This window comes from Pontibacillus sp. HN14 (genome assembly GCF_021129245.1).
GTDB lineage: Bacteria > Bacillota > Bacilli > Bacillales > BH030062 > Pontibacillus.
The window spans coordinates 62,489-70,029 of sequence record NZ_JAJOLR010000010.1 but is presented as its reverse complement, the minus strand read 5'-3'; the positions used below and the strand labels follow the sequence as shown (position 1 = coordinate 70,029).

The window sequence follows — 7,541 nt, the reverse complement described above, 5'->3', positions numbered from 1 at the left end:
AGCCAAGATCAAACTCTCCATAAAATGTGAGTCTGCCTAGCATCAAAATAAATGATTACTGGCTTTAAAAATCAATTTAAAGACATTGACGATACATGTTGTTTCGTTCAGTTTTCAAAGATCAAATGTTTCATTTTGATGTTTCTTCGTTATGTCCGCCGTTTAACAGCGACTTAACTAGTTTAACATGCGGTTGATTTTGAGTCAATATCTTTTTTCGAAAAGTTTTTGTTCTCATTTTCAACTTGATCTCGTTCCAATTAAGGATGTTGCGCTCTGCGCTTCGTTCGAGATCTTTTGTTGTCTCTGTCGTTTAACAGCGACTTAAATATCTTATCATGCGGTCAATTTTGAGTCAATATCTTTTTTTAAAAAGTTTTTGTCCTCTTTATTAACCCAATCTCTTCCCTATTTAATAGGAAGGTTTGTGAAACCAAATCTAATTGGTCTGCACTGCCTGAGAGATTGTTTTGTTGTTTGCGTTGTTGTTAACGCAACGTTTAATAATGTACCACGGCATCTAAGAAATATGCAATAGTTTTTATAAAATCTTTTTCACCTTTTTATTTACCTACCCATATAAAAAGAGGGCTGCCCATTGTCATGGCAACCCTCAATCTAGTTTGAGCATCTATTAAATTAAAAAGATAAAATATGCTAAGAAGACAATGAACAAGAAGTACATGACAGGATGAATCTCTTTTCCTCGTCCTTTTAAGATCATGGTAAGGGGATAAAAGATAAAACCAATCGCTATTCCTGTGGCGATACTATAAGTTAGCGGCATCGCGATCACCGTTAAGAAAGCAGGAACGGCAATTTCGAATTGATCCCATTCAATATTTTTCAAAGCACTACACATTAACACTCCCACAATAATTAATGCAGGTGCCGTAACCTCAGCTGTTACAACACTCAAGAGAGGAGAAAATAATAATGACAATAGGAAGAAACCTGCCGTTACCACTGATGTAAAACCGGAGCGCCCTCCTGCTGCTACACCAGCTGTTGATTCAATATAAGATGTCGTTGTTGATGTTCCTACCACTGAACCGACAACGGTAGCTGCTGAATCAGCAAACAACGCACGGCCGGCCCGTGGTAATTTATTTTCTTTCATAATACCCGCTTGTGTCGCCACGGCTACTAACGTTCCGGCTGTATCAAAGAAGTCCACAAATAAAAACGTTAAGATGACAATCCACATTTCACCTGAGACGAGCACGGATGGTAAATGTTCAATCGCAGCCCCAAACGTTGGAGCAACACTAGGCGGTGCACTCATGACAGCTGTTGGTGTGTCAATTAAATTAACAAGGATGCCCCCGATTGTCGTAATGACGATTCCGTAAAAGATGCCACCCTTAATATTTAGAGACATTAAAATAACCGAAATAATAAGACCAAATATAGCAAGAAGCGTTTGGGGACGAGTTAAGTCACCTAAAGCGACAAGTGTGTTAGGGTCCCCCGTTATGATCCCTGCATTTTGAAAACCGATAAACGCAATGAAAAGGCCAATCCCTGCTCCAACTGCGAGTTTTAAATTACTTGGAATCGCATTTATAATCTTTTCTCTAAGTCCTGTTACGGTTAATACAATAAAGATAAGTCCAGAAACAAGAACTCCTGCTAACGCTTCCTCCCAAGGAATAGCGAACTGCAGCATGACTGTAAAAGAGAAAAACGCGTTCAGCCCCATGCCTGGAGCTAGTGCTATCGGGTATTTTGCTATTACCCCCATAATCAAGGAACCTACAGCAGCCGCAATCGCTGTTGCAGTAAATACTGCCCCCTGATCAATCCTTGTTACCCCTTCCGGAAGTTCCTCTACTCCCACAAGTGCTAATGTAATTGGATTGACGACCAATATATAAGCCATGGCTAGAAACGTCGTTAAACCAGCGATGAATTCTGTACGATAATTCGTTCCCAGCTCTTCAAATTGAAAGAATTTCTTCATACTTTACCCCTCTCCGAAACCAGTCGATACAAAAAGAAACTCTTGGCATTACGCCAAGAGTTTCAGGTCCATAGACAGAGATCCATGCTAAAGACAGATTTCTTACAATCCATCAGAAACATATCCTCCATCGTAGTCGAATCATTTACGGTGATTCGGTAGAAACTCTTGGGCCTTATCCCCAATATTATACGACGGTTCGTTTTTTATTTTATCTAGATCTATCATACTAGTATTATCAAGCTGAGTCAACGCCAAAAACGAATATTTAAAACGATAAACTCATTAATTGTTCGTTATTCCCATTCAATTGTACTTGGCGGCTTGCTCGTCACGTCATACACAATTCGGTTTACATGGTCTACCTCATTGACTATTCTTGTTGAGATCAGCTCTAATACATCATACGGGATACGCGCCCAATCTGATGTCATTCCATCAATAGATGTGACAGCACGGATACCCACCGTATAATCATAGGTGCGGGCATCTCCCATCACCCCTACACTACGGATATCAGGCAATACTGTAAAGTACTGCCAAATGTCTCGTTCTAGTCCGGCATTCTTTACCTCTTCACGAAGAATCGCATCAGATTCTCGAACGATTTTAAGCTTCTCATCTGTGATCTCCCCTAATACACGAATAGCAAGGCCAGGCCCAGGGAAAGGCTGGCGCCACACAATATGGTCAGGCACACCTAGCTCTGTACCTAAGGCACGCACTTCATCTTTAAATAAAGCATTCAGTGGTTCGATCAGTTTGAATTCCATATCCTCAGGAAGACCACCTACATTGTGGTGCGACTTAATGGTTTGCGCTGTTTCTGTTCCGCTTTCGATAATATCCGTATATAGAGTTCCTTGAGCCAGGTAATCCATATCCTTGAGCTCTTCTGCCTGTTCATCAAACACATAAATGAACTCATTCCCAATGATTTTACGTTTCTTCTCAGGGTCTGAAACGCCTCTTAGCTTGGACATAAATCTCTCTTCAGCGTCCACTTTAATCACATTCATGTTAAAACCTTCACTGAACGTATTCATAACCGTATCCGCTTCATCTTTACGAAGCAACCCATGATCGACAAAGATACAAGTAAGCTGATCCCCGATTGCACGGTGAATAAGCGCCGCTACAACTGATGAATCAACGCCCCCACTAAGAGCACAAAGGACTTTCTGGTCCCCTACCTGGTTACGGATCTTCTCCACTTCAAGATCTATGAAGTTCTCCATTGTCCAATCGCCTCTAACGTCACAAATATCAAAGACGAAACGCTTCAGTACGTCGTTTCCATATTCAGAATGACGAACTTCCGGGTGGAACTGCACCCCGTACATTTTCTTATCTTCGTTACTGATCGCTGAAACAGGACAAGATGGGCTCGTAGCGTCTACTGAGAAATCAGCGGGAGCTTCTACAACTTTGTCACTGTGGCTCATCCATACCACTTGTTCATTAGGAAGGTCTTTGAATAGAGAAGGTTCTCCTTCTACTTTAAGGTCGGCTTTGCCATACTCTCTCTGCAAGGCACGCTCAACCTTACCGCCATAATGGTGAGTCATTAACTGCATGCCATAACAGATACCAAGTACCGGAATATCCAATTCGAATAGAGCAGGATCACAACGGAAACTATCTTCGGCATAAACGCTGTTTGGTCCACCAGAAAGGATAATCCCTGTTGGATTCATTTCTTTAATTTCCTCAATGGTCAAACGGTGAGAATGGAGTTCACTATATACGCCAAACTCCCGAATGCGTCTTGTGATTAGCTGGTTATACTGACTTCCGAAATCTAATACTAAAATCTTGTCATGTACTTCGATCATGGTGCGTTTCACTCCTTTATATTTACGTGGCCCTTTAGCGCCCTAATATCGGTTTCGTCTATAAAAAAAGAGACTTCTGCCCTCTATGACTATAGAAAGGCAGAAGTCTCCTCATATTTCACGAGAATGATACACGACTCCCGCCTTCATAGTCAGAGCATTATCGGTGCTCCGGTAGAGACTCTCGAACCATATTATCGAGGATATATGAAGGGAACGATTAAGTTGCAATCATTCTATCAATCTAACGAAATCCGGTCAAGACAACGTCTTTTTAATTAAATTTTCCCACAATTCACGCATTTGTGCCCATGGGTGCTGTGACGTACCTTTCTGGTAAACTAACCGTTCATAATGATAGGTTAACTGTCCCATCTCCTGACTCCGATAATACTCATCAACCGAACGCGCAAACTCTTGTAATGTCTGCCCATTTGATCGATTCAAATCCTCTTTTTTATCCAATACTTTCAAGAGGAATTCGTAGGCCGTTTCATAGTTATGCTGGCCTGGGTGTTGAATATACTTACGCCTGTAGTATTTGGCCATTAGATGATAACGGTACCTGTACGCCATCCAGAGAGCTGCCAAGATAAGGACAACGAAAAGGACCCAAGCCCAGGTTGGGATCGTAATATTCCACCCATCTCCTCCGGAACCATCATTTTTACCCGCCATCTCCTGTTCATCTAGTTCAGGTTGTTGCTGCTGGTTCTGATCGAGTTGATCTTGCAGATTCTCATCTACATCGGAAGTTTCTTCATCGTCTTCTCCTGTATCTTCTAAATAGAAGTCTGTATGGTTACCGAATCCCTTAGTCGGCTCAAATGCTACCCATCCTATGTCAGGGAAGTACACTTCTACCCAAGAGTGAGCGTTCGCACTTGTCACCTCGTAAACATTCTTTAATTCCCCATCTACTTCCACGGTATCGATTTGCTCGCCGCCTGTGAATCCTTTCGCCCAACGAGCTGGTACTCCTACACTTCTTAGAAGAACCACCATGGAGGTAGAGAAATTATCACAATAGCCAACTTTTGAATCGAATAAGAACTGAGAAGTGTAATCTTCGCCCTCATCCGGAACGGGTACGTTTTTCGTACTGTACTCAAAGCCATTTCGTTGAAAATATTCTTCAACCGCCCGCGCTTTCTCGTAGCGGTCTTCACTTCCTTCCACGATCCCTTCTGCTAGTTCCCTGACTTGCGTGGGTAAACTTTCCGGCAGCTGTGTATAAGCTTGATCAATGTTTGGTGGATCATCTGTTCCACTTTCTGAGAGTTGGGAGAAAGAAAAGCTTGGCTGCGCATATGAAATTTCATATCCCTTCAGCTGGAAGGTCTCCCCGTTCACTTGAGGAATGATCTCCCCTGTCGTTGGATTAATGACCAACGTATCCGCCCCACTATTTAACACATTCTGAATACCATATGGATAGACAAGCTTCGAAAACGTCGCTGCATCATTCATGGCAATCGTTGCTGTCTTATCAAGACGCTTCACTTCATCACTGAAATAGCCTAAATCGATTTCATTACTGGCTACTTGTTCATAGGCATTTCCCTCACTCGATCGAATCCATCCTTTGCCTGTGTAAACGTCTTTGGTCTCAATACGCCAATAATGTTCCCCATCAGCTACAGCCTGGAAGACAGGGGTATCATCTTGCACGAAGGAACCCCCAAGTCGTTCATCATTTGTTCCATAGCCGACTTTCTGAATCGACTTGCCACCTGATCCTCCCACACCATTCGCTGCACTTTGTATGAAGGGAACGGGGTCTGGCCACTGAGGGGCTTTCTTCGGTGCTGCATAACCAATTAAACTAGCAAAAAGAATAACGACCACAAGGGGGACAATCCAAGCTTGGTACACGCGTCTCCCTTTAATCGTAATAGATTCTTTCTCCATTTCTTTCACGAAACTAGACAGCCCCATCACGACCAGAGAAATGAGGAACGTGCGTATAATCGCTCCTTTTCCATCGTAGATCGTGAATGTATCAAGAATTGTTACGTACACAATCGTTAAGATGACGAAGAAGCTTGTCCGCTTCGCTACAACGAACCAGTAGTAAAGCAAATAACTCATTAACCATAATAGGAGTAAGAAGAGCATACTCCTAAACAGGGGTGTCATCTGCCACCACTGATTGGCCACCATCACTTCAATATTGAATTGGATATGTTCATAGACAAACCGGAACCATTCTCCACTTAGAAAACGCTCACCGATAAACAATCCATCCAACACAAATGCTAACCCAACCAGTTTAAGGGGCATCGATAGGAACCACGGCAATCGAATGAACGATAAAAAGAAACAAAAGGCAGCGTAGACGACAAACACAGCGATATTCGCTGTATCTGTAATTTGTTCTAAAGGTCTGAGCCACTCCCAAAACAGTAAGAATCCACAAAGATAAACGATCCCTCTAAAGAAAGCTTGATTTCGTTCGATTGGGTCGTTCGCCATTATGTACTCACCTCAAATTTCGCTTGTGTCATTTCCGCTTCTGATAATACATTCACAACCACTCCACTTACTTCTAGCTCCCGCAACAACTGTCTCTGTTCACCTGATATTTGTTCCTTTGCTTCTATATAAAAGAAGACGACACGAGCGTGCTTTTGCTTAAGTCGAATAACAGAAGTTTTTAAAGAAGGGGTTAGATTGCGCGTTACAATCATGACAATTAAGTGGTTGGGCAACCCCTGTTGCTGTTTCAACAAAGATTCAGCAAACGTCGTTTTCCCATCTGGTTCTACTCTTGATAAATATTGGTTCATCCCATCAAACGATACATTGCTTTTCGTAAAGGGGAAGAACTTATGTTCACTTCCTAGAACCAAGAAGGCCAGCTGCGCTTCTCTTCTCTTATAACTTTGAATAATAGAAGCAGTGAGCTCAACGCTTCCCTCGAAAGCAATTCGCTTCTCATCAGGACTCTCTGTGGCATCGAGAACCAGCAAGACATCAGAACTCTTCTGTTGCTCGAATTCCTTCGTCATCATGGCATTCTTCTTTGCTGAAGTCTTCCAATCAATCCAGGAGAAACGGTCACCAGGGGCATATTCCCTCACACCGGTTACAACCGTTGTATCCCTTTTGGTTTGAGAATAGGACGGAGCCGCTCCTTCATCGAAGCTATTCACACGCTTCGTCATTGAAACGTCTCTCTTATGAGGATACACCAGCACCCTACCTGGCACCGTATAATAGGCTTGTTTCGTAACGAATCCAAAGAAGTCACCTGTTTTCACTCGTACACTATGAAAATGATGCTCTCCTCGAGGCAAATGGGGAATTTGGTATTTAAATTGGATCGAACGTTTAAACCAAGGAAACGCGACTCTCTTAATTCGCTTCGCTTTCCTCAAGGCATCAGGGTTATTCATATATTGATAACCTTCTGATTTCGTCCCTACCCTATTTAATGTTTCGGGTACATATTCTTCAATGACGCAGTAATACAGAGGGAACGGGAATTTCCTCTCGATATACACATCCACAGATAGCGAATCACCAGATTGAAACATATGCTTAGAGAACGTCCTATGCACGTCCCATTTGGAGATTGGATACAGTAATACCCCAATCATATAAATGAGAAAAGGCAGCATCCCATAGAAAAGAAACCAACTGACGAACCCACCCTGAAACATAGCGTAAGCATACAAAATAGCTAAAAGAACAATCGTAAAAACGAGTTTCCCTACGATATTAACTGTTTGCTTCATCCG

The 7,541-nt window shown here is 42.4% G+C and carries 4 protein-coding genes and 2 riboswitches; all 4 genes read right to left on the bottom strand.

Annotated features, from left to right (window positions below; all coding sequences use genetic code 11):
* Window positions 1-634: 634 nt before the first annotated feature.
* The 4 genes from LQ226_RS19920 to LQ226_RS19905 all read right to left on the bottom strand — a co-directional run bounded on the left by LQ226_RS19920 (window position 635) and on the right by LQ226_RS19905 (window position 7,538).
* Window positions 635-1,963, bottom strand: a complete 1,329-nt coding sequence (locus tag LQ226_RS19920; RefSeq protein WP_231419792.1) for an NCS2 family permease — start codon at window positions 1,961-1,963, stop codon at window positions 635-637.
* A gap of 113 nt (window positions 1,964-2,076) precedes the next feature.
* Window positions 2,077-2,178: riboswitch (purine riboswitch) on the bottom strand.
* 81 nt (window positions 2,179-2,259) lie between these two features.
* A complete protein-coding gene (gene guaA / locus LQ226_RS19915; protein ID WP_231419791.1) occupies window positions 2,260-3,798 on the bottom strand; it encodes a glutamine-hydrolyzing GMP synthase in 1,539 nt (512 codons plus the stop codon).
* A gap of 129 nt (window positions 3,799-3,927) precedes the next feature.
* Window positions 3,928-4,029, bottom strand: a riboswitch (purine riboswitch).
* 27 nt (window positions 4,030-4,056) lie between these two features.
* Window positions 4,057-6,273 carry a transglutaminase-like domain-containing protein gene (locus tag LQ226_RS19910; RefSeq protein WP_231419790.1) on the bottom strand — a complete coding sequence of 739 codons (2,217 nt, stop codon included), beginning with the start codon at window positions 6,271-6,273 and terminating at the stop codon, window positions 4,057-4,059.
* Window positions 6,273-7,538 carry a DUF58 domain-containing protein gene (locus tag LQ226_RS19905; protein ID WP_231419789.1) on the bottom strand — a complete coding sequence of 422 codons (1,266 nt, stop codon included), beginning with the start codon at window positions 7,536-7,538 and terminating at the stop codon, window positions 6,273-6,275. The genes LQ226_RS19910 and LQ226_RS19905 overlap by 1 nt, the downstream gene beginning before the upstream one ends.
* Between the last annotated feature and the right edge of the window lie 3 nt (window positions 7,539-7,541).

Coding starts and splice junctions, on each gene's coding strand:
- LQ226_RS19905 (WP_231419789.1), bottom strand. CDS start 7,538: ATGAAGCAAACAGTTAATATCGTAGGGAAACTCGTTTTTACGATTGTT.
- LQ226_RS19920 (WP_231419792.1), bottom strand. CDS start 1,963: ATGAAGAAATTCTTTCAATTTGAAGAGCTGGGAACGAATTATCGTACA.
- LQ226_RS19910 (WP_231419790.1), bottom strand. CDS start 6,273: ATGGCGAACGACCCAATCGAACGAAATCAAGCTTTCTTTAGAGGGATC.
- guaA (WP_231419791.1), bottom strand. CDS start 3,798: ATGATCGAAGTACATGACAAGATTTTAGTATTAGATTTCGGAAGTCAG.